The organism is Azohydromonas australica DSM 1124, from assembly GCF_000430725.1.
Classification (GTDB): domain Bacteria; phylum Pseudomonadota; class Gammaproteobacteria; order Burkholderiales; family Burkholderiaceae_C; genus Azohydromonas; species Azohydromonas australica.
Window position 1 is genome coordinate 60,393 of sequence record NZ_AUMO01000017.1, and the last position, 19,906, is coordinate 80,298.

General features: G+C 69.6%; 24 protein-coding genes. 16 read left to right on the plus strand and 8 right to left on the minus strand.

The window, feature by feature from the left end; all coding sequences use genetic code 11:
* Positions 1–41 precede the first annotated feature (41 nt).
* Positions 42–1,049 carry an SDR family oxidoreductase gene (locus H537_RS0100265; protein ID WP_028996299.1) on the minus strand — a complete coding sequence of 336 codons (1,008 nt, stop codon included), beginning with the start codon at positions 1,047–1,049 and terminating at the stop codon, positions 42–44.
* Between the two features lie 332 nt (positions 1,050–1,381).
* On the opposite strand from H537_RS0100265, the gene H537_RS0100270 reads away from it, so the two are divergent.
* From H537_RS0100270 to H537_RS0100295, 6 genes are all read left to right on the plus strand, one after another.
* Complete coding sequence (locus tag H537_RS0100270) at positions 1,382–1,705, plus strand: EthD family reductase (protein WP_028996300.1); 324 nt, start codon at positions 1,382–1,384, stop codon at positions 1,703–1,705.
* 274 nt (positions 1,706–1,979) lie between these two features.
* Positions 1,980–2,528, plus strand: a complete 549-nt coding sequence (locus tag H537_RS40235) for a DUF1697 domain-containing protein (RefSeq protein ID WP_043457941.1) — start codon at positions 1,980–1,982, stop codon at positions 2,526–2,528.
* Positions 2,529–2,550: 22 nt separating this feature from the next.
* Positions 2,551–3,228, plus strand: a complete 678-nt coding sequence (locus tag H537_RS0100280) for a hypothetical protein (RefSeq protein ID WP_028996301.1) — start codon at positions 2,551–2,553, stop codon at positions 3,226–3,228.
* Positions 3,229–3,255: 27 nt separating this feature from the next.
* The gene (locus tag H537_RS0100285) at positions 3,256–3,690 is read left to right on the plus strand and encodes a GNAT family N-acetyltransferase (protein ID WP_028996302.1); all 435 of its coding nucleotides are present in this window, start codon (positions 3,256–3,258) and stop codon (positions 3,688–3,690) included.
* A 30-nt stretch (positions 3,691–3,720) separates the two neighbouring features.
* Complete coding sequence (locus H537_RS0100290; RefSeq protein WP_028996303.1) at positions 3,721–4,179, plus strand: GNAT family N-acetyltransferase; 459 nt, start codon at positions 3,721–3,723, stop codon at positions 4,177–4,179.
* A 5-nt stretch (positions 4,180–4,184) separates the two neighbouring features.
* A complete protein-coding gene (locus tag H537_RS0100295) occupies positions 4,185–4,706 on the plus strand; it encodes a DUF2867 domain-containing protein (protein WP_028996304.1) in 522 nt (173 codons plus the stop codon).
* A gap of 13 nt (positions 4,707–4,719) precedes the next feature.
* On the opposite strand, the gene H537_RS0100300 is transcribed toward H537_RS0100295, so the two are convergent.
* Both H537_RS0100300 and H537_RS0100305 read right to left on the minus strand, forming a co-directional pair.
* Positions 4,720–5,664: a response regulator transcription factor gene (locus tag H537_RS0100300; protein WP_028996305.1), complete on the minus strand. Its 945-nt coding sequence runs from the start codon at positions 5,662–5,664 to the stop codon at positions 4,720–4,722.
* Positions 5,645–9,232, minus strand: coding sequence for a hybrid sensor histidine kinase/response regulator (locus H537_RS0100305; protein WP_028996306.1), 3,588 nt, complete (start codon positions 9,230–9,232; stop codon positions 5,645–5,647). The genes H537_RS0100300 and H537_RS0100305 overlap by 20 nt, the downstream gene beginning before the upstream one ends.
* 93 nt (positions 9,233–9,325) lie before the next feature.
* Between H537_RS0100305 and ureA the strand changes: the two genes are divergently transcribed.
* The 9 genes from ureA to lysM all read left to right on the plus strand — a co-directional run bounded on the left by ureA (position 9,326) and on the right by lysM (position 15,398).
* Positions 9,326–9,628, plus strand: coding sequence for an urease subunit gamma (gene ureA, locus H537_RS0100310; RefSeq protein ID WP_028996307.1), 303 nt, complete (start codon positions 9,326–9,328; stop codon positions 9,626–9,628).
* Positions 9,629–9,671: 43 nt separating this feature from the next.
* The gene (locus H537_RS52160) at positions 9,672–9,848 is read left to right on the plus strand and encodes a hypothetical protein (protein WP_156901237.1); all 177 of its coding nucleotides are present in this window, start codon (positions 9,672–9,674) and stop codon (positions 9,846–9,848) included.
* Positions 9,845–10,153, plus strand: coding sequence for an urease subunit beta (locus H537_RS0100320; RefSeq protein ID WP_028996308.1), 309 nt, complete (start codon positions 9,845–9,847; stop codon positions 10,151–10,153). Before H537_RS52160 ends, H537_RS0100320 begins: the two co-directional genes overlap by 4 nt.
* Positions 10,154–11,887 carry an urease subunit alpha gene (gene ureC, locus H537_RS0100325; RefSeq protein ID WP_028996309.1) on the plus strand — a complete coding sequence of 578 codons (1,734 nt, stop codon included), beginning with the start codon at positions 10,154–10,156 and terminating at the stop codon, positions 11,885–11,887.
* 46 nt (positions 11,888–11,933) lie between these two features.
* Positions 11,934–12,578 (plus strand): LysE family translocator, encoded by a 645-nt coding sequence (locus tag H537_RS0100330; RefSeq protein ID WP_028996310.1) that lies wholly within the window; start codon positions 11,934–11,936, stop codon positions 12,576–12,578.
* 67 nt (positions 12,579–12,645) lie between these two features.
* On the plus strand, positions 12,646–13,383 hold the full coding sequence (gene ureE / locus H537_RS0100335) for an urease accessory protein UreE (RefSeq protein WP_028996311.1): 738 nt from the start codon (positions 12,646–12,648) through the stop codon (positions 13,381–13,383).
* Positions 13,383–14,066 (plus strand): urease accessory protein UreF, encoded by a 684-nt coding sequence (locus tag H537_RS0100340; RefSeq protein ID WP_028996312.1) that lies wholly within the window; start codon positions 13,383–13,385, stop codon positions 14,064–14,066. The genes ureE and H537_RS0100340 overlap by 1 nt, the downstream gene beginning before the upstream one ends.
* 13 nt (positions 14,067–14,079) lie before the next feature.
* Entirely contained in the window at positions 14,080–14,727 is a 648-nt protein-coding gene (ureG, locus tag H537_RS0100345; RefSeq protein ID WP_028996313.1) for an urease accessory protein UreG, read from the plus strand.
* Between the two features lie 134 nt (positions 14,728–14,861).
* Positions 14,862–15,398, plus strand: a complete 537-nt coding sequence (gene lysM, locus H537_RS0100350) for a peptidoglycan-binding protein LysM (protein ID WP_028996314.1) — start codon at positions 14,862–14,864, stop codon at positions 15,396–15,398.
* A 93-nt stretch (positions 15,399–15,491) separates the two neighbouring features.
* Here lysM and H537_RS40240 read toward each other — a convergent pair whose 3' ends face one another.
* From H537_RS40240 to H537_RS40245, 5 genes are all read right to left on the minus strand, one after another.
* A complete protein-coding gene (locus tag H537_RS40240; RefSeq protein WP_064735873.1) occupies positions 15,492–15,752 on the minus strand; it encodes a (2Fe-2S)-binding protein in 261 nt (86 codons plus the stop codon).
* Between the two features lie 176 nt (positions 15,753–15,928).
* Positions 15,929–16,408, minus strand: coding sequence for a bacterioferritin (bfr, locus tag H537_RS0100360; RefSeq protein WP_028996315.1), 480 nt, complete (start codon positions 16,406–16,408; stop codon positions 15,929–15,931).
* A 140-nt stretch (positions 16,409–16,548) separates the two neighbouring features.
* Positions 16,549–17,178: a response regulator gene (locus H537_RS0100365; protein WP_028996316.1), complete on the minus strand. Its 630-nt coding sequence runs from the start codon at positions 17,176–17,178 to the stop codon at positions 16,549–16,551.
* A gap of 34 nt (positions 17,179–17,212) precedes the next feature.
* Entirely contained in the window at positions 17,213–18,715 is a 1,503-nt protein-coding gene (locus tag H537_RS0100370) for a HAMP domain-containing protein (protein WP_238446567.1), read from the minus strand.
* Positions 18,712–19,608: an alpha/beta fold hydrolase gene (locus tag H537_RS40245; RefSeq protein ID WP_238446568.1), complete on the minus strand. Its 897-nt coding sequence runs from the start codon at positions 19,606–19,608 to the stop codon at positions 18,712–18,714. Before H537_RS40245 ends, H537_RS0100370 begins: the two co-directional genes overlap by 4 nt.
* A gap of 200 nt (positions 19,609–19,808) precedes the next feature.
* Between H537_RS40245 and pqqA the strand changes: the two genes are divergently transcribed.
* A complete protein-coding gene (gene pqqA / locus H537_RS52165; protein WP_156901272.1) occupies positions 19,809–19,883 on the plus strand; it encodes a pyrroloquinoline quinone precursor peptide PqqA in 75 nt (24 codons plus the stop codon).
* The last annotated feature ends 23 nt before the right edge of the window (positions 19,884–19,906 follow it).

A 19,906-nucleotide genomic window follows, 5' to 3' on the forward strand; every position in this document is an offset into this window, starting at 1 on the left:
CCGTCGTAGTTCCGGCGCGTCTACGTCAAATGGCGTAGGTCTTAGATGGCCCCTACGCTCCCCGTCACCGGCAGCACGATCCCGGTGATGTACCCCGCGCACGCCGGCGCGGCCAGGAACACGTAGGCCGGCGACAGCTCCTCGGGCTGCGCCGCGCGCTGGAAGTCGGTCTTCTTGCCGAACTCCGCCACCTTCTCCGCCGGGGAGTCGGCCGGGTTCAGCGGCGTCCACACCGGCCCGGGCGCGACGGCGTTGACGCGGATACCCTTCTGGATCAGGTTGGACGCCAGCGACTTGGTGAAGGCGTGGATCGCCCCCTTGGTGGTGCTGTAGTCCAGCAGCTGCTCGCTGCCCTGCAGGCCCACGACGGAGCCGGTGTTGATGATGGAAGCACCTTCCTTGAGGTGAGGCAGCGCCGCCTTGGCCATGTGGAAGTAGCCGTAGACGTTGGTGCGCATCGTCTCGTCGAAGCGCTCCTCGGTGATGTCCTCCAGGCTCTCGGCGTGCTCCTGGAACGCGGCGTTGTTGACCAGGATGTCGAGCTTCCCAAGCTCCTTGACCGTGCGCTCGACGGCCTGCTTGCAGAAGGCGGCGTCCTTCACGTCGCCGGGAATGAGGATGCAGCGCCGCCCCTCGGCCTCGACATGGCGCTTCGTCTCCTCGGCGTCCTCGTGCTCGCTGAGGTAGACGATGGCGACGTCCGCGCCCTCGCGCGCGTAGAGCACGGCCACGGCACGGCCGATGCCCGAATCCCCGCCCGTGATGAGCGCCGCCATGCCCTGCAGCTTCTCGCTGCCCTTGTAGTTGGGCGCCTGGAACTGCGGCTGCAACTGCAGCTCGGCCTCGATGCCGGGTTTCGCGATGTGCTGCGCCGGCAAGTCGGTGGGCTGCTCGCGCGCCCCGGTCTGCGGCGGCTTCTGCTGCTCCCCGCCCCCGCCCTGCTGCGCCTTGCGGTTGTCCTTCTGGTCCTGCTGCTTCTGAATGCCGCGGTGCTTCTCGGCGGTGGCCTCGGCGGATTGCTTGGGGGAAGTATCGCCTTGTTGCTTCATGGGTAACTCCGTAGGGGTCATATGGGACCCAAGGCGGCAGGCGGTGTGCCCATGCACTGTGGCTAGAATTTGAAATTGCGCATTCTTGATTCTCACCACCAACGATGGCCCTTGCGTCCTATTCTTCACAGGAAATCAGCGTCACGCAAAGAGGCCATATTTTCCTGGAATTGTCCGTTTTCTTGCTGCCGCATGGCATCGAAACATCGCACTCCATCACTGCCCGGGGTCATGCAAGGACCAACAACCCAGACAACGCTGCGTATTCTTGCCAAGGACCAAGTCTTCAGTCTTGACGAAAAAACCTTCCCGACACCATCCACAAAACACCAATGATCAAGATCAGCATTCTGTATCCCAACCACAAGGGCAGCCGTTTTGACATGGACTACTACGTCAAAACCCACATGCCTCTGTCCATCAAGCTGCTGAGCACGCACCCGGGCTTCAAAGGCGTTTCGGTGGAGCAAGGCCTTGCTGGTGCGATACCGGGGTCCGGACCAGCCCACGTCGCCATGAGCCATTTTCTCTTCACGTCCATGGAAGACTTTCTGGCTGCATTCATGCCGCACGCACCGGTTCTTCAGGGCGACATGCCGAACTACACGGACATCGAGCCGGTGATCCAGTTCAATGAAGTGCTCATTCATCAGTGATTCTGCTGCTGGTTGACCAAGGTGAAGCCCTACAACGTCCACAACCTGTATTCGCTTTCGGCCTTGGCACACGGCACGTTCCGAGTTGAAGAACGTGGCGTCCGCCCGGCGCCAGGTCTGCGGTAGCCTCGCTCACCTGCATATGGCGTCCCGCGCCGCCTGGGATTCGAGCCTGCCGCAAGGCACGTGTCATGAAGCGGTTCCAGACTGGGCTGGCCTCATCGCCGCGCTGCAGCCCACCGATGCCTGAAGCGGCGTCGCCCCAAGGAGAAAAATGCAGACCTGGATTGCCCTGCTGCGCGGCGTCAACGTCGGTACGTCGAAGCGCGTGCCGATGGGCGAGTTCAAGGCGCTGCTGGAGGCGCAAGGATTTGGCAACGTCGCCACGCTGCTCAACAGCGGCAATGCCGTCTTCAATGCCAACGCCATACCCTCCGAGGCCGTGCGCCGGACCATCAGCACCGCCTTCGCATCCCGCTTCGAATTCGAGGTGACAGTGGTCGTCAAATCGCTGCATGAACTGGGGCAGATCGTGGCTGAAAATTCCTTGGCCGCCTCCGCGCCGGATCACTCGCGCCTGCTCTGCCTGTTCGCACAACACCCGCAAGATCTGGCGCTCCTGACGAAAATGCAGGAATTCACCGTGCCGCCCGAACGATTCCAGCTCGGCCGGCACGCCGCCTTTCTGAATTGCACTCAAGGCATTCGGGAGAGCAAGGCAGCCAAGCTGCTGATGGGGAAAATCGGGCAGCACGTCACCACGCGCAACTGGGCCACGGTGCTCAAGTTGCATGCGTTGGCGGTGCGGTGCACGGCTGAATGACGGCACAACGAGAAAACAACCAATGGAATTGAAAAACGTCGTCCCCTGGGGCCGCTCCCTGGCCGAATACCGGTCCATGTTCTCGCTGACCGATTCGGACCTGAAGAAAAAAATACTGGGTTGCGGCGACGGCCCCGCCAGCTTCAATGCCGAAATGACCGCTGCTGCGGGCCAGGTGGTTTCCGTCGATCCGGTCTACGCTTTTTCCGGGTTTCAGATCCGCAGCCGGATTGCCGAGGTCTATCCCACCATCATGGAGCAGCTGGCGCGGCACCGCGACGACTACGTCTGGGACCATTTCTCCGGCGTGGAGCATGCAGGACGCACGCGCATGCAGGCAATGGAACGGTTTTTGGAGGATTACGAGGCAGGCCGGCAACAGGGCCGGTACGTCGAGGCGGGGCTGCCGGCATTGCCCTTCGAAAACCAGGCTTTCGAATTGGCGCTGTGCTCGCATTTCCTGTTCCTGTACAGCGCGCAGGTGAATCTCGAAACCCACGTGGCGAGCGTTCGGGAACTGTGCCGGGTGGCGAGGGAAGTGCGCATCTATCCCCTGGTGTCGCTGGAAGGAACGGAATCTCCGCACCTTGGCCCGGTGGTCGAGCGCTTGAACGCCGAGGGCATCGCCGCCCGGCGCGAAGCGGTCCATTACCGGTTCCAGAAAGGAGCTACCGACATGCTGGTGCTGTACAAAGCTTGATCCGTCCTCTTCACCCAATCGTCCGTCATGCCCACCCAGCTTTTCATCGCGAATTCCGACGATCAAATCCAGGCCTGCTTTCCCGCCTTCAGCGCCTTGCGCCCGCACGTAAAGCCGGAATTGTTCCTGCCCCAGGTACGGCGCCAGCAATCGCAGGGCTACCAGGTTCTGGCGCTGGCGCACGAAGGCGAGGTCAAGAGCGTGGCCGGATTCCGCATCACCGAATTCCTGGCTTGGGGCAAGGTGCTCTACATCGACGACCTGTCCACCTTGCCCGGCGAGCGCGGCCAGGGTTTCGCGGGCACCCTGCTGGACTGGCTGATCCAGCACGCGCAGGAAAACCATTGCCGCGGGCTGCACCTGGACAGCGGCTATGCCCGCAACGCGGCGCACCGCCTTTACCTGAACAAAGGGCTGCAGCTCAACTGCCACCATTTCGCGCTGGAATTTCCGCAGCACTGAGCCCTGTTTTCCATGCCCACCGAGAAAGCCTTGAGCGCCATCACCATCCGGTCCGCCACCCTCTCCGACTTGGACGCCGTCGTACCGCTGTTCGACGCCTACCGGCAGTTCTACGAGCAGCCCGCTGACCCGGTACTGGCGCGCGATTTCATCAACGCGCGCATGACGAACCGCGAGTCGGAGATTCTCCTGGCGGTGGATGTGTGCGGCGAGGCTGTCGGCTTTTGCCAGCTTTACCCCACTTTCTGCTCGGTCGAAGCGAAACCCATCTTTTCGCTTTACGACCTGTTCGTCGTGCCGTCAGCGCGGCGTGCGGGCACCGGCCAAGCGCTGTTGAGGGCGGCTGAAGCCTTGGCACTGGAGCGCGGCAAGGTCCGCATGGACCTGACCACCGCCAAGACCAACCGGACGGCGCAGTCGGTCTACGAATCGCTGGGGTGGATTCGGGACGAGGTTTTCTACGCCTACAACAAGCGGATCGACGGTTGAACGCCATGGCTTCGAACCGTCCCCAAGCAACACAGCCGCCGCTCGGCAGCCTGATTGCCGGCCATACCGAAGGGGCGTATTTCCACGACGCCTGGAGCGTGCGCGCCGGCGAGCCGCGGCTTTCGGCCCTGGGCCAGCTCCTGAAACTGATGTCGCAGGCGCCGCGCTGGGTCGAAGTCAGCATGGCGCTGCGAAACCGCGTGGTGGCCCGGCTGGGGCTGAAGAATCTGGGCGGCTTCGGGGATTTCGACCGGGCCAAGGCCGAATCCGAATATCGGCCAGGGGACCGGGTCGGCATCTTCACGCTGTTCCAGATCACGCCCGACGAGGTGCTCATGGGCGATAAAGACAAGCACCTGGACGTGACGCTGTCGCTGCACCGGCGCCAGGAAGGGCCCGACGTGCGCCTCACCGTCACGACCGTGGTGCACGTGAACAATGGGCTGGGGCGGATCTACATGCTGCCCGTCACGCCCATGCACAAGCTGATCGCGCCGGCGACCATGAGGACATTGGCTTTGCCTTGAGGCGGCCCGCCCTTCATCCCCCCATCGCCCCCGCCATCGGCCCCAGCCTTTTCACCACCAGCACTGCGGCAGCGGTGCGGGTTTCGACGCCGAGTTTCTCGAACACGTGCTCCAGGTGCTTGGTGACCGTGCGCGGGCTGGTGCCGAGGATGTCGCCGATGTCGCGGTTCGTCTTGCCCTGCAGCACCCAGTAGAGCACCTGCGATTCGCGCGCCGTGAGGCCGAAGGCCGGGCCCAGGGCCGCGATGGTCGCGGCGTCGGACTGCTCGCGCAGCACCAGCAGCCACTCGTCCTCGCTCAGGGTCTGGTGCAGCACGAAGCTCAGGCGCCGGGCGCCCTGCGTCACTGAGAACGTCGCGCCCAGGGCCGGCTTCTCGGCCAGCCAGGCGCGCATCGGTGCCGGCGCCAGGCCGTCCGCGCCCGGCGCGTCGGTGCCGATGAAGAACTCGGCCAGCAGCCGCCGCGCCAGCGCCGTCTGCCACACCAGGCGCCCGTCGCGCGGGCGCAGCACCACGCTGGCGTGGCCGAAAGCGTCCAGCGCGTTGCGCGCCTGCCGCTGCGTGCGCGCGCTGTGCAGGTGCGCCGCCATGCGCGCCAGCACCTCGCTCGTGCGCACCGGCTTGGTCACGTAGTCGTTGACGCCGGCGGCGAAGGCGGCCACCAGGTGCTCGCTTTCGGTCAGGCCGGTCATGAACACGATCGGCGTGGCGGCGGTGCGCGGGTCGGCGCGCAGGCGGCGCGCGACCTCGAAGCCGTCCATGCCGGGCATCACGGCGTCCAGCAGCACGATGTCGGCCTGCGCGGCACGGGTGAGCGCCTGCTCGCCCGAGGTCGCCACCAGCACCGTGTAGCCGCCCTCGTCCAGGGCGTCGTGCAGCAGCGCGAGGTTGTCGGGCACGTCGTCCACCACCAGCACCACGCCGGCGCCTCGATCCAGCTCAGGCGGCTCGTTGTTCATCTTGGGTTTCCAGGGTCTTGCGCACGGCACCGGCCAGTGCGTCGAGTTCAAAGCGCTGCAGCAGCGCCCGCAGCGGGGCGGCGAAGGCGGGGCCGTGCTGCGCGTCGGATTCGGCGATGCGGTCCAGCGCCCTGCCCACGCCGCGCACGTGCCCCAGGCGCAGGGCGTCGTCCAGGGCGCGCAGGAGCGCGGCGTCGGGGCGCCAAGCAGGGTCGGTCACGGCAGGGGAACCCGTTTCCGCTCGCACCGGGCTGGTCGAAGCGACTGCGGCGGGGTCGAGAGCCGGGGCTTCGACAGGCTCAGCCCGAACGGGTGCTTGCGGCGTCGGAAGCAGTTGGGTCGCCGCCGGCGCCTCCTCGATCCACGCCAGCTTCAGCCGCCGCTCCAGCCAGTCCAGCAGATCGTCCACGCGCACGGGCTTGACGAAGAAGTCGCTCGCACCCACGCCGGGGTCGTTGTCCAGGCCGCGGTCGAAGGCGTTGGCCGAGACGATGGCCACCGGCGCCGCATCGGGCAGGCCCAGCGCGCGCAGCCGCTGCAGCGTCTGCCAGCCGTCCAGGCCGGGCATCGCCAGGTCCATGAAGATGGCGTCCGGCTGCAGCGCGGGCCACAGCGCCAGCGCCTCCACGCCGTTGGCGGCCTGGTGGATCTCGAAGCCCAGCGGCTGCAGCAGGTGCGTCAGCAGCTCGCGGTCCGGCTGCTCGTTGTCCACCACCAGCAGCCGCCGGCGCGGCCCCAGCACGCCGCGGCGCTGGCCGCGCAGCGCCTGCGGCGGCGGGGCCTCCACCTGGGGCAGGAACAGCTTCAGGCTGAAGCTGCTGCCCTGCCCCGGCGTGCTGCTGGCCGTCAGCTCGCCGCCCATCAGGATCACCAGCATGCGCGCGATGGTCAGCCCCAGCCCCGAGCCGCCACCGCCGGCGCTGCCGCGCTCGAAGGGCTCGAACACGCGCTCCAGCTCCTGCGCGCTCATGCCGGGGCCGCTGTCCTGCACTTCGAACAGCGCCATCTGCCGCGCGTAGCGCAGGCGCAGCCGCACGCGGCCGGCGGCGGTGAACTTCACGGCGTTGCCCAGCAGGTTGATCAGCACCTGGCGCAGCCGCCTCTCGTCGGCGCGCACCCAGGCCGGCAGCGCGCCCTCGATCTCCAGCCTGAAGTCCAGCCCCTTGGCGGTGGCCTGCAGCTCGAACAGGTGCGCGATCTCGGCCACCGTCTCGCGCAGCGCCAGCGGCTTCACCTGCAGCTGCACCCGGCCGCTCTCGATGCGCGACAGCTCCAGCGTGCCCTCGATCAGCGACAGCAGGTGCTCGCCGCCGCGGCGGATCACCTGCACCGCGTGCTGCCGGCGCGGCGGCATGGCGGCGTCCTCCTCCAGCAGCTGCGCGTAGCCCAGGATGGAGTTCAGCGGCGTGCGCAGCTCGTGGCTGATGGCGCTGATGTAGCGGCTCTTGGCCTGGTTCGCGGCCTCGGCCGCCTGCTTGGCCTGCTGCAGCGCGGCGTCGGTGCGGTGGTGGGCCTCGATCTCGCGCTGCAGCGCGGCGGTCTGGCGCCGGCTCTCCTCCTGCGCCAGCGTGCGGCTGCGCTGCGCCAGCACCAGCCACCACAGCACCATGCCCGCCAGCGGCACGCCCAGCAGCGCCTCGCTCAGGAAAGGGCCGCCCGCCGCGGCGTGGCGGTGCAGCAGCCACAGCGCCAGCGTCAGCAGCGGCGCGCCGGGCAGCGCGACCAGCAGGTAGGGCGCGAGCCCCTTGTCCAGGTAGGCGCCGGCGCCGCGCGGCAGCAGCGCGCGCAGCAGCCGCTCCCACTGCCGCTCCAGCCGCGCGTGCGGCTTGCAGAGGTCGCCGCAGCGCGCGTCCAGCGTGCAGCACAGCGAGCAGATGAAACCCTGGTAGGCGGGGCAGCGCGCCATGTCCTCGGCCTCGTAGCGGCGCTCGCACACCACGCAGCGCACGGTCTTGAGCGGGTGCGCGGCGTCGGCGGCGTCCGCGCCGGCTGCCGGGCCCGGAGCGGCGGCCGTGGCAGCGCTGCCCGGCCGGGCCGGCACCTGCGCCGCCCGCGCGATGTAAAAACGCCCGCGCGTGGCCCAGGCCACCAGCGGCGCGGTCAGCAGCGCCGTGACCATGGCGATCAGCGCCGAGAAGGCCTGGGCCAGCGGGCCGAAGGCGCCCAGGTGCGCGGCGATGGAGAGGGCGGACGCCAGCCCCATGGCGCTCAGCCCCACCGGGTTGACGTCGTACAGGTGCGCGCGGCGGAACTCGATGCCCGGCGGCGACCAGCCCAGCGGCTTGTTGATCACCAGGTCCGCCACCACGGCCATGATCCAGGCCACCGCCACGTTGGCGAACAGCCCCAGCACATGGCCCAGCGCCTGGAACACGTCCATCTCCATCAGTGCCAGCGCGATGAGGGTGTTGAACACCATCCACACCACGCGCCCCGGGTGGCTGTGCGTGGCGCGCGAGAAGAAGTTGCTCCAGGCCAGCGAGCCGGCGTAGGCGTTGGTGACGTTGATCTTGAGCTGCGACACCACCACGAACAGCCCCGTGGCCGCCACCGCCCAGCCGTAGTGCGCGAACACGAACTCGTAGGCCACGAGGTACATGCGGCTGGGGTCCACCGCCAGCTCCGTGGGCACCATGTGCGTGAGCGCCAGGTGCGCCAGCAGCGCGCCGCCCAGCATCTTCAGCACGCCCGGGATCACCCAGCCCGGCCCGCCCGTCAGCACCGCTGCCCACCAGTGCGCGCGCGCGCGCCGGCCCGGCCCGGCCTCGGGCATGAAGCGCAGGTAGTCGGCCTGCTCGCCCATCTGCAGGATCAGGGCGATGCCGACGGTCGTCGCCGCGCCGAAGCCCAGCAGGTCGAAGCCCGCGCTGCCGCCCGCGCCCGCGTGCGCCATGAAGCTCTGCAGCAGCTCGGGCTGCTCGCGCAGCACCACCACGTAGGGCGTGACGAGCATCAGCAGCCACAGCGGCTGGGTCCAGAGCTGCAGCCGGCTGATGGTGGTGACGCCGTGCGTCACCAGCGGGATCACCACCAGCGCGCAGAGCAGGTAGCCCCAGGCCGGCGGGAGGCCGAAGACCAGGTCCAGCGCGTAGGCCATCACCGCCGCTTCCAGCGCGAAGAAGATGAAGGTAAAGCAGGCGTAGACCAGCGAGGTCACGGTCGAGCCCAGGTAGCCGAAGCCCGCGCCGCGGGTGAGCAGGTCCATGTCCACGCCGTGGCGCGCGGCGTAGACGCTGATGGGCAGGCCCGCCAGAAAGATGATCAAGCCGGTGACGAGGATCGCCAGCGCGGCATTCGTGAAACCGTGCTGCACCAGCAGCGTCGCGCCCACGGCCTCCAGCACCAGGAAGGACGAGGCGCCGAAGGCGGTGTGCGCCACGCGCCAGGGGCCCCAGCGGCGGAAGGCGCGCGGCGTGAAGCGCAGCGCGTAGTCCTCCATCGATTCGCGCGCGACCCAGGCGTTGTAGTCGCGCCGGATCTTCACCACGCGCTGCAGCGGCTCGCCAGCGGAAGGGGATGGCGAAGAAGACGGTGATGGCGGTGACGGTGGGGACGGTGGAGAGGGCATGGACATCGGGCTCAACCGCCATGTCGTTCAAGAAACGCACCAGCCGTCCCCCATTGGGGGGATATCCGGCATTCATCGTGCTAAACCCCCGGCATGGAACTCACGCCCCGCGAGAAAGACAAGCTGCTGATCTTCACCGCCGCGCTGCTGGCCGAACGGCGCCGCGCCCGCGGCCTGAAGCTCAACTACCCCGAGGCCGTGGCGCTGCTGAGCGCGGCCATCATGGAAGGCGCGCGCGACGGCAAGTCCGTGGCGCAGCTCATGGGCGATGGCAAGACCATCCTCAGCCGCGACGACGTGATGGAGGGCGTCGCGGACATGATCCCGGAGATCCAGGTCGAGGCCACCTTCCCCGACGGCACCAAGCTGGTGACCGTGCACCAACCCATTGCCTGAATCCGCACCTTGTAGGTGCATTCACAACCCAGCAAGCACAACAATGAAGCAACTCCTGACCGCCACTTGGGCCGGCTTGGCGACGATCGCCACGTCGGTGCAGGCCCACGAGGGGCACGGCCTGCCCGGCGCCTCGCACTGGCATGCCAGCGACACCGTGGGCTACACGGTGCTGGTGGCCGTGATCGCCGTGGCTTGGTGGAGCACGCGCCGCAAATGATTCCCGGCGAACTGCTCACCGACGACGCTGCCGAGCTGGAGCTCAACCCCGGTCGGCGCACGCTGACGCTGGTGGTGGAGAACGCGGGCGACCGCCCGATCCAGGTCGGCTCGCACTACCACTTCGCCGAGACCAACGGCGCCTTGCGCTTCGACCGCGAGGCCGCGCGCGGCATGCGGCTGAACATCCCTTCCGGCACGGCGGTGCGCTTCGAGCCGGGGCAGCAGCGCACGGTGGAGCTGGTGGACTACGCCGGCACGCGCGAGGTCTGGGGATTCCGGGGACTGGTGCAGGGGAAGCTCTGAATGGCAAAGATTTCACGGCGTGCCTACGCCGAAATGCTCGGCCCCACCGTGGGCGACCGGCTGCGACTGGCCGACACCGAACTGCTGATCGAGGTCGAGAAGGACTTCACCCTGGCTGCCGGCGGCTACGGCGAGGAGGTGAAGTTCGGCGGGGGCAAGACCGTGCGCGACGGCATGGGCCAGGGGCAGCGCCCCAACGGGCCCGGCGCGGCGGACGCGGTCGACTGCGTGATCACCAACGCGCTGATCGTGGACCACTGGGGCATCGTCAAGGCCGACATCGGCCTGCGCGGCAGCCGCATCGCCGCCATCGGCAAGGCGGGCAACCCGGACGTGCAGCCGGGCGTGGACATCGTCATCGGCCCGGGCACGGAGATCATCGCGGCCGAGGGGATGATCGTCACCGCCGGCGGCATCGACACGCACATCCACTGGATCTGCCCGCAGCAGATCGACGAGGCGCTGAACTCCGGCGTCACCACCATGATCGGCGGCGGCACGGGGCCGGCCACCGGCACCTTCGCCACCACCTGCACGCCCGGGCCCGAGAACATCGCGCGCATGCTCATGGCGGCCGAGGCCTTCCCCATGAACATCGGCTTCATGGGCAAGGGCAACGCCAGCCGGCCGGACGCGCTGCGGCAGCAAATTGAAGCGGGAGCCCTGGGGCTGAAGCTGCACGAGGACTGGGGCACCACGCCGGCGGCCATCGACTGCTGCCTGAGCGTGGCGGAAGAGACCGACACCCAGGTGGCGATCCACACCGACACGCTCAACGAGTCGGGCTTCGTGGAGGACACCATCGCTGCCTTCAAGGGCCGCACCATCCACAGCTTCCACACCGAGGGCGCGGGCGGCGGGCACGCGCCGGACATCATGCGGGTGGTGGGCGAGGCCAACGTGCTGCCCTCCTCGACCAACCCGACGCGGCCCTACACGGTCAACACGCTGGACGAGCACCTGGACATGCTCATGGTGTGCCACCACCTGGACGCGTCCATCGCCGAGGACCTGGCCTTTGCCGAGAGCCGCATCCGGCGCGAGACCATCGCGGCGGAGGACGTGCTGCACGACCTGGGCGCGATCAGCATCTTCAGCTCCGACTCGCAGGCCATGGGCCGCGTGGGCGAGGTCGTGATCCGCTGCTGGCAGACGGCGCACAAGATGAAGGTGCAGCGCGGGCCGCTGGAGATCGAGGGCGACGGCGTGCGCCACGACAACGGCCGCGTGAAGCGCTACATCGCCAAGTACACGATCAACGCGGCGCTGGCGCACGGCATCGCGCACGAGGTGGGCTCGATCGAGGTGGGCAAGTGGGCCGACCTGGTGCTGTGGAAGCCGGCCTTCTTCGGCGTCAAGCCCAGCCTGGTGCTCAAGGGTGGCTTCATCGCCTCGGCGGCGATGGGCGACGCCAACGCCTCCATCCCCACGCCGCAGCCGGTGCACTACCGGCCGATGTTCGGCGCCTTCGGCGGGGCGCTGTCGGCGGGCTCGCTGAGCTTCGTGTCGCAGGCGGCGCTGGGCAGCGGCGTGCTGGACCGGCTCAACCTGCGCAAGACGCTGTCGGCCGTGCGCGGCTGCCGCACGGTGAAGAAGGCGGACATGCGGCTCAACGCCTACACGCCGCACATGGAGATCGATCCGCAGACCTACGAGGTGCGCGCCGACGGCCAGCTGCTGACCTGCGAGCCGGCCAAGGTGCTGCCGATGGCGCAGCGGTACTTCCTGTTCTGACGCGGACATTCGCCCGGCGCCGCACCGCCGGGTTCAGCATCTGGCCATGGACACCCTGCTTCCTCCCCTTCCCCTCCTCCTCGCCTTCCTCGGCGCCAGCCTGGTGCTGGCCGTCACGCCGGGGCCGGCCGTGGTCTACATCCTCACGCGCACGCTGGCGCAGGGGCGCGCCAGCGGGGTGGCCTCGGTGGCGGGCGTGGCGCTGGGCAACCTGGGCAACGCCGCGGGCGCGGCGCTGGGGCTGGCGGCGCTGTTCGCGGTGTCGGCCGCGGCCTTCACCGTCGTGAAGTGGCTGGGGGCGCTGTACCTGATCTGGCTGGGCGTGCGGATGTGGCGCCAGGGCGATGCGCCGGCCAACGCGCCGCGGGTGCGCGCGCAGAGCCACCGGCGCGTGTTCGCCGACGGCTTCGTGGTCGCGCTGCTGAACCCGAAGACGGCGCTGTTCTTCGCCGCCTTCCTGCCGCAGTTCATGAACCCGCAGGGCGCGGTGCTGCCGCAGAGCCTGCTGCTGGGCGCGCTGTTCGTGGCGGTGGCGGCCAGCACGGACCTGCTTTATGTGCTGGGTGCCAGCGTGCTGGCGCCGCGGCTGCAGCGCGGCATCGCCCAGGCGCGCCTGGGACGCCGCGTGGCCGGCACCTCCTTCATCGCGCTGGGGCTGCTGACGGCGCTGTCGGAGCGGCCGCGGGCCTGAGCCGGTCCATCCCTCGTGAAGCCCCGCCCGGCCGGCCGGCCGACGGGGCCCCTGCATACTGTTCCGCATGCTGACCATCAACAAACTCCTGCCCCGTGGGCAATCCCTGGCGCCCGCGCTGCGCCGCCGTGCTGCCACCGTGGAGCTCGACTGGGACACGCGCCAGAAGAGCCGCTTCGAAGCCACCGACAGCCAGGGCCGCCGCCTGGGCGTGTTCTTGCCGCGTGGCAGCGTGGTGCGCGGCGGCGACGTGCTCGTGGCCGAGGACGGCTCGCTGGTGGTGGCGCAGGCCGCGCCGCAGCCGGTGCTGGAAGTGCGCGCCTCGAATCCCTTCGACCTGCTGCGCGCCGCCTACCACCTGGGCAACCGCCACGTGCAGCTGGAGCTGCAGCCCGACGTGCTGAAGCTGGAGCCCGACCACGTGCTGGCGCAGATGCTGCGCCAGATGGGCCTGCAGGTCGCCGAGGCCCAGGCAGCCTTCGAGCCCGAAGCCGGCGCCTACGCAGCGGGCGGACACGCGCATGCCCAGGGGCACGACCACGACCATGGCCATGTGCATGGCCCGGGCTGCGGACACGACCATTCGCACGACCACGGCCACCAGCACGCGCAGGCGCATGACCACGGCCACGTGCACGGCCCGGGCTGCGGCCATGACCACGGGCATGAGCACCCGCACGAGCACGCCCCGGCCGCGCAGCCCGCTGCCGCCGCGGCGCCGTCGCGCGGCAAGCCGATCGGCATCCCGGTCGCGTCCGCGCCCGTGCCGCACGTGCACGGCCCCGGCTGCGGGCACGACCACTGATGGCGCCCGGCGCGCTGCTGGACCTGCTGTGGCTGGCCTCGCCGGCGCTGCCGGTGGGCGGATTCAGCTACTCCGAGGCGCTGGAGGCCACGGTCGAGGCCGGGCTGGTCACGAACGAGGAACAGGCCCGCGCCTGGCTGCTGGACCAGCTCAACCTTTCACTGGCGCGCGCGGATCTGGCCGTGGTCGCCGCTGCGCATGCGGCGTGGGGGGCTGGCGACGAGGGCCGCATCCGCACGCTGAACGACTGGGTGCTGCTCACGCGCGAGAGCAGCGAGCTGCGCCAGCAGGCCGAGCAGATGGGCCGCTCCATGCTGGAGTGGCTGCGCAACCAGCCCGAGGGCGCCGACGACCCGCGGCTGGCGCAACTGGCCAGCCTGAAGCCGCCCACCTGGCCTGTGGCCTGGGCGCTGGGCGCGGTGCGCGGCGGCGCGGCGCTGGAGCCCTCGCTGGTGGCGCACGCCTTCGGCTGGGCCGAGAACCTGGTGCAGGCCGCGCTCAAGGCGGTGCCGCTGGGCCAGAGCGCCGGGCAGCGCATCCTGGCGGCGCTGGCGCGGGACATCCCGGCCGCGGTGGCGCACGCGCTGAGCCTGGACGACCAGCATCGCCAGGCTTTCACGCCCATGCTCGCCATCCTTTCCGCCCGGCACGAGACCCAGTACTCCCGCCTTTTCCGTTCCTGAAGCCCAAGAACCCATGAACAAGCTGCATTCGATCTCCAACCGAACCAAGAAACTGCCGCCGCTGCGCGTGGGCGTGGGCGGCCCGGTGGGCTCGGGCAAGACCACCCTGGTCGAGATGCTGTGCAAGACCATGCGCGAGCGCTGGGACCTGGTGGTGGTCACGAACGACATCTACACCAAGGAAGACCAGCGGCTGCTGACCGTGGCCGGCGCGCTGGACCCCGAACGCATCATGGGCGTGGAGACCGGCGGCTGCCCGCACACCGCCATCCGCGAGGACGCCTCCATCAACCTCGAAGCCGTGGACCGCATGCTGGAGAAGTTTCCGGACGCGGACGTGGTGTTCATCGAGTCCGGCGGCGACAACCTGGCCGCCACCTTCAGCCCCGAGCTGTCCGACCTGACCATCTACGTCATCGACGTGGCCGCGGGCGAGAAAATCCCGCGCAAGGGCGGCCCCGGCATCACCAAGAGTGACCTCTTCGTCATCAACAAGACCGACCTCGCGCCCCACGTCGGCGCGGACCTCTCGGTGATGGAGGCCGACACGAAGCGCATGCGCCCCAACCGCCCCTATGTCATGACCAACCTGCGCACGAAGCAGGGCCTGCAGGAGGTGGTGGACTTCATCGAGACGCGCGGGATGCTGCGTCCGAACTGAGCGGCCACTCCCGGTGTGACGCGCGGTGAAAAGCGCCGCGCCATGCGTCACCCGGGTTCCCACCGGCACGCTCCCGGGCTGAAGGGCACGCGGCCTGCTGACGCAGGCACACCCCAATCAAGCAAGGAGCACCCATGGGTCTGTTCAACTTCGTGAAGGAAGCGGGCGAGAAGCTGTTCCACCGTGGCGAGGACAAGCCCGCTGCCGCCCCGGCCGCGGCGCCGACGCAGGCGGACGTGGCGCAGCTGAACCAGCAGGCGGGCGACGCGATCGAGCGCTACGTGCAGCAGCTGGGCCTGCAGGTGCAAGGGCTGCAGGTCACGTTCGACGGTGCCAGCTCCACCGCCACCGTCACCGGCCAGGCGCCGGACCAGGCGACCAAGGAGAAGGTGCTGCTGGCCTGCGGCAACGTGCAGGGCGTGGCGGCGGTGACCGACCAGCTGACGGTGGCCGGCGCGCAGGCGGCTTCCACGGACCAGGCGCAGAACGCCTCGCAGGCGCCAGCGCAGTTCCACACCGTGGCCTCGGGCGACTCTCTCTCGAAGATCTCGGCCAAGTACTACGGCAGCGCCAACGAGTACAACCGCATCTTCGAGGCCAACAAGCCCATGCTGTCGGACCCGAACAAGATCTATCCGGGCCAGGTGCTGCGGATTCCGCCCAAGGCTTGATGCAGGCGGCGGGCCGGGAAACCGGCCCCGGAAACGACGATGCCCGCTCGAAGCGGGCATCGTCACATCAGGGAGAGAAAAACTGCCGCGGGCTCAGGCCACCACCAGGGAGATCACCCGGCGCGGCGCAGCCGGCACGGGGGCGGCGGGCAGGTTCGTCACCGCGGCGATGCTGGTGGACGCGGCATGCTTGGCCAGCGCTTCCTCGAAGGTCTCCACCGCGCAGTCCTCGCAGCAGCCGCAGTTGCGGGCGATGCAGGTCTCGTCCTGCAGCGTCTCGAAATCATGGGTGCCGGTGCGCACCGCCTCGCGGATGTCTCGGTCGCTGATTCGGTGGCAGAGGCAGACGATCATGGCGGCACTCACTGATGAAGTGCAGCCAGTATCTCAAATGAGAATGCTTCTCAGCAAGTATTCCGTGCAGTTTCAGGGGACTTGGTCTGAAGCCTGTCCCGGCGGCACGGGCGCCGGGTGGCGGGGCGCGGCGAGGAATGCGCCGCCGCGCCGTCGCCACCGCGGCGGCGGTCCGGTCAGGAGCCGCTGTGGTCCATCTGCGACTGCAGGTAGTTCTGCTCGCCGACCTGGCCCACGAGGTCGATCTGGGTTTCGAGGTACTCGATGTGCTCCTCGGTGTCGTCGAGGATGTCGGTGAGCAGGTCGCGCGTGACGTAGTCGCGCACCGTCTCGCAGTGGGCGATGGCGTCGCGCAGCACCACGGCGGAGCCCACTTCCAGCTTGAGGTCGCAGCTCAGCACCTCGATGGCGTTCTCGCCGATGAGCAGCTTGCCCAGGTCCTGCAGGTTGGGCAGGCCTTCGAGCATGAGGATGCGGTCAATGAGCTTGTCCGCATGCTTCATTTCCTCGATCGACTCCTCGTACTCGTGCTTGGCCATGCGGCCGAAGCCCCAGTGCTTGAGCATCCGGTAGTGCAGGAAGTACTGGTTGATCGCCGTGAGCTCGTTCTTGAGCTGGGCGTTGAGGAAGTCGATGACTTGCGGATCACCCTTCATGAAGCACTCCTTGTTCACTTGTTGTTGAGCGGGAAGATCGGGATTGTGGTCCGGCACCCCGGTGCCGCCGCGCTTGTCCCTTGCAACCCGCTCTGGACACGACGCATTCGCAAGACCTGGGCCCGGGGGTGGTCCCGCGTTCAGGCCTGGATCAATCCCCAGCGCAGCGCCACCAGCGTGAGCTCGGACTGGTTGCTGGCGTTGAGCTTCTGCTTCACGTGGTACAGGTGCGTGCCCACGGTGCTGGGCGAAAGCTTCAGGTCGCTGGCGATCTGCGCCACGCTGCGCCCGCGCGCGAGCTGGATGAAGACGGCGAACTCGCGCTCGCTCAGCAGCTCCACCGGGCTGGCGTCGCCTTCGAGCTGCGCCAGCGCCAGCGCCTGCGCGGTGCGCGCGTCCACGTGGCGCCGCCCCTGCGCCACCGCCCGCACCGCGGCCACGAGCTCGTCGGGCGCCACGCGCTTGGCCAGGTAGCCCAGCGCGCCGGCGCGCAGCACGCGCTGCGGATGCGCCGTGTCCTCGTGCGCCGACAGCACCAGGATGCGCGCGCGCGCATCCTGCGCCAGCAGCCGCCGCACCGCTTCCATGCCGCCCATGCCCGGCATGGAGAGGTCCATCAGCACCACGTCGGGGCGCACCGAGGCGTAGAGCTGGCAGGCCTGCTCGCCGTCGCCGGCCTCGCCCACCACGTCCATGCCGGCATCGGCCAGCAGCATGCGAAAACCCATGCGCACCAGCGCGTGGTCGTCCACCAGCAGCACCCGCGTCACGGCGCGCGCCTCCCGGCCCGGGATGGCCTTGTCCTCACGGTGTCTCCTCGTCGTCCTGGTTTGGCCGCGCCGCCGAGGGCGCAGCCTGTGAATCGTCCGGCGGCTGCAGCGGCAGCCACACCTGCAGCTCCACGCCCTGCGGCGCGGCGGGCTGCACGCTCAGCCGCCCGCCCTGGGCGCTGACGCGCTCGTCCAGCCAGCGCAGGCCGTGGTGGCCCGGGCGCTGCTGCCACTGCGCGGGCAGGCCGCGGCCGTCGTCGCGCAGCCGCAGCTGCAGCGCGCCGGCCTCGACCCAGAGCCTGATCTCGATGCGCTGCGCCGCGCCGTGGCGCAGCGCGTTGGTCAGCCCTTCCTGCGCGGCGCGGTACAGCGCCAGCGCCGCCTCGGTGGCCAGCGCCGGCATCTCGGCCGGCAGCACCAGCGACAGCTGCAGCCCGGGATGCGCCCGGCGCGTGCGCTCGACCAGGTCCTGCAGCGCGGCGCTCAGGCCCATGCTGTCCAGCACCAGCGGCGCCAGGCGCGGGATCAGCCCGTGCATGGCGTCGTACAGCCGCAGCGACTCGTCGGCGATGAGCTGCGCCGCCTGGCGCGATTCCTCGTCCGGCACGCGCCGCGCCACCGCCAGCGCCAGGCTGCGGATCGCGGTGACGGACTGCCCGAACTCGTCGTGCAGCTCGCGCGCGATGGTGCGGCGCTCCTGCTCGATGTGGTCGTCCAGCCAGCGCGCGAGCTCGCGGCTGTCGCCCAGCCGGCGCTCGGCCAGCACGGCGCGCTTCTCGGTGTCGATGTGGGTGCGCAGCTGCGCCACCATGCGGTTGAAGGCGCTGCCGATGGCCGCCGCCTCGGTGCCGCGCAGCGGCGGCAGCCGCGCGTCGAAGCGGCCCGATTCCAGCTGCTCCAGCGCCCGCACGATGCGCCCGAAGGGCCGCACCGCGCGCCCCACCAGCCAGAACACCAGCGCGTTGAGCGCCACCAGCAGCGCCAGCGCCACGCCCGTGAAGCGCAGCAGCTCGTCCCAGGCGTCCAGCGCGGCGCGCGAGGCGTTGGCCGTGACCTCCAGCCGCCCGTCGGGGAATTCGTAGGCCTGCATCAGCGGCTCGGGCGCGATGTAGCGTTCGAACCAATCCGGCGCGTCGCGCCCGGGCTTGTAGGGCGAAGGCGGCGAGGTGTAGAGCACGTGCCCCTGCGCGTCGCTGAGCGTGACGTCGTTGGAGCGGATGCGCCCCACGCCGTTGAGGAAGGCCAGCATCCCCGGCGTGCCCTGCGCGGCGTAGAGCCAGGCGGTGCGGTTGAGCAGCTGCGTCGCGACGCGGTTGGCGGCGACCACCTCCTCCTTCACCGAGTCGCGCAGGTTGTTGAGTTTCAACACCAGCAGCCAGGCGACGAACAGCAGCGTCAGCAGGCCCACCAGCCCGTTGACCTGCGCGCGCAGCCCCCAGGAGCGGCGGCGCGGCGCGGCCGCGGCGGGCTGCGGTGGTGCGGCGGCGGGGGTGTCGGACGGCGAACCCACCGAGTCGGGACGCTCCAGCACGCTCACGTCGAAGCCCCGAAATCGCCCCGCGCCGCGAAGGCGTCCAGCGCGCGCCGCAGCGCCGCCTGCAGCAGCGGGTGCGCCGGATCGTGGCCCACGCCGGGCAGCATCTCCAGCGTCGCCCAGGGCACGGCGGCCTGCAGCGAGCGCGCGCCCTCGGGCGGGCACACGGCGTCCTGCTCGCCGTGCAGCAGGTGCACCGGCACGCGCGGCAGCGCCACGCAGCGCTCCAGCAGCGGCGGCGACTGCAGCCAGCAGCCCTGGCGCAGGTAGTGCGCCTGCACGCGGTAGCGGTCCGCCAGCGCGGCCAGCGCCTCGCCCTCGGGCGCCGCGGTGCCCTCGTCGTGCCCGCAGCGCTGCCGCTCCCACCACCACCAGCGCAGCGACAGCGCCCGCGCCGCCTCGGCTTCCATCTCGGGCAGCGTCTGCCACCCCTGGACCAGCTCCTGCGGCGCGCCGTCGAAGAAGGCGGCAATGTCCTCCTCGCGCGCCAGGAAGGTGTTGCGCAGCAGCAGCCCGCTGACCGCCTCGGGCTGGTCCAGCGCGTGCGCCAGCGCCAGCGTCGCGCCCCAGGAGCCGCCCACCACCAGCCAGCGCTCGATGCCCAGACGCCGGCGCAGCAGCCACAGGTCGTCCAGCAGCTTCTCGGTGGTGTTCTTCAGCACGCTGCCGCGCGGCGTGCTGCGCCCGGCGCCGCGCTGGTCCGGGCAGATCAGGCGGTAGCGCTCCAGGTCGAAACCCTGGCGCAGCAGCGGGCTGCAGCCGGAGCCCGGGCCGCCGTGCAGCAGCAGCGCAGGCAGGCCGTCGTCACGGCCCCATTCCTCCACGTGCAGCACGTGGTCGTGGCCCACGGGCCAGGCGTGGGTGCGCAAGGGAGAGGCGTACAGCTCGGAAGACACGCGGCGATGGTATCGGCCGCGGCAAGCCCCCCGGCCTGGCCTGGGGTGTGCGGCACAGATTCATGATTTTCATGAGGCGCGATTCCAGACCCCCGGCCTGTGGCGCGCCGGCCTTCGGCGAGACCATGGCGCCTGGAACGACGTTCCCGCGGAAGCTTCAAAACTCACACGGCGCCGCGCCACCACAAGGAGACCTGAGCATGCAATGGACGACCCCCACCGCCACCGATCTGCGTTTCGGCTTCGAAATCACGATGTACGTGGCCGCTCGCTGATCCACTGACAGCGACCAAGCCGG